General features: G+C 42.2%; 1 protein-coding gene. It reads left to right on the top strand.

What is annotated here, in order from left to right:
- Positions 1-2: 2 nt before the first annotated feature.
- Positions 3-2,060: efflux RND transporter permease subunit (locus I3255_RS13870; protein ID WP_238039329.1), on the top strand; the 2,058-nt coding region annotated here is incomplete at its 3' end.

Below are 2,060 nucleotides of genomic sequence, written 5' to 3'. Positions count from 1 at the left end.
ATATGCCAAGTACTATCAAGATGAACATCATGTACGACTCAACTATTGCTATTAACGAGTCAATTCACGAAGTAATTAAAACTATCGTTGAAGCGGCCGTAATCGTACTGGTTGTTATTACTTTATTCTTGGGTTCAATTCGTGCCGTAATGATTCCTATTGTGACCATCCCACTCTCACTGATTGGTGTAGCGATGGTGATGCAAGCGCTAGGTTTCTCATGGAACTTGTTAACCTTACTGGCCATGGTTCTCGCCATCGGTCTGGTGGTGGATGACGCCATCGTTGTACTCGAAAACGTTGACCGCCATATAAAAGAAGGCGAATCACCGTTCCGAGCGGCGATCATTGGTACTCGAGAAATTGCCGTTCCGGTTATTGCTATGACTCTAACCTTAGGTGCGGTATACGCTCCGATCGCACTAATGGGTGGTTTAACTGGTACCCTATTTAAAGAGTTTGCTCTTACCCTAGCGGGTACTGTATTCATCTCTGGTATTGTGGCTCTGACCCTATCACCAATGATGTGTTCAAAAATGCTTAAAGCAGATAAAACGCCAAGCAAGTTTGAACAAGTTGTTCATAACACTCTAGAGCGTATTACTGTTCGTTATGAAAAGATTCTGCACGGCTTAATGACTATGCGTCCTGTAGTCATTGGCTTTGCGGTTTTAGTTTTCGTTAGCTTACCGTTAATGTTTAAGTTCATCCCAAGTGAACTCGCTCCAGCAGAAGATAACGGTGTGGTTGTACTAATGGCAAACGCACCATCGAATGTGAACTTAGATTACATTCAAAACACCATGGATCAGGTTAACCATGTATTAACGGATCAACCTGAAGTGGCTTTCTCCATGATCTTCTCTGGGGTAATGACATCGAACCAAGCTTTTGGTATTGCATCTTTAGTACCATGGAGTGAACGTAAAGCGAGTCAGGCTCAAATTGCAAAACGTGTAACAGGCTTAGTAAAAGATGTTCCACAAATGGCAGTAACGGCATTCCAGATGCCACCATTGCCAGGTGCAGGTTCTGGCCTTCCAATGCAGTTTGTTATCACTACACCAAATAACTTTGAAAGTTTATTCCAAGTAGCGAGTACTTTCTTAACTAAGGTGAAAGAGAATCCACAAATTGTTTATTCCGACCTCGACCTTAATTTTGATTCAGCAACGATGAAGATTAAGATTGATAAGGATAAAGCGGGCGCTTATGGCATCACCATGCAAAACATTGGTCAAACACTTAGTACCATGATGGCTGATGGTTATGTCAACCGTATCGACTTAAATGGTCGCTCTTATGAAGTGATCCCACAAGTTGAACGTAAATACCGTTTAAACCCAGAGAATCTAAAGAACTACTATGTTCGAGCTGCTAACGGAGACTCTATTCCACTAAGTAGCCTAGTAACAATAAGCGTTATTTCAGAACCACGCTCATTACCAACCTTTAACCAGTTAAACTCAGCAACTATCAGCGCTGCGTTAGCTCCAGGGGTTGCAATGGGTGATGCGATTAATTGGTTTGAAAGTACAGCTCAAACCGTTCTTCCATCAGGTTACCAATATAACTTCATGGGTGAAGCTCGTCAGTTTGTAACTGAAGGTAATGCACTTTACTTTACGTTCTTATTGGCTTTGGCGATCATCTTCTTAGTGTTAGCAATCCAATTTGAATCACTACGCGATCCGTTGGTTATTCTGATTACTGTTCCTCTTGCAATTTGTGGTGCATTAATTTCCCTTGCATGGGGAGCCGCAACCATGAACATCTACTCGCAAGTCGGACTTATCACCTTAATCGGCTTGATCAGTAAACACGGTATTTTGATTTGTGAAGTTGCCAAAGAAGAACAACTTAACAATAAAAAATCCCGTATGGATGCTGTTATTGAAGCGGCTCGAATTCGTCTTCGTCCAATCTTAATGACAACAGCGGCAATGATTGCAGGTCTAATCCCGCTACTTTATGCATCTGGAGCAGGTGCTGCATCGCGCTTTAGTATTGGTATTGTTATCGTTGCAGGTCTTTCTGTGGGTACCTTGTTTACTCTCTTT

Origin of the sequence: Psychrobacter sp. Ps6, assembly GCF_022129235.1 — a bacterium.
Lineage (GTDB): Bacteria > Pseudomonadota > Gammaproteobacteria > Pseudomonadales > Moraxellaceae > Psychrobacter.
The sequence above is the reverse complement of the archived record's forward strand: the minus strand, read 5'-3'. Positions and strand labels throughout refer to the sequence as shown.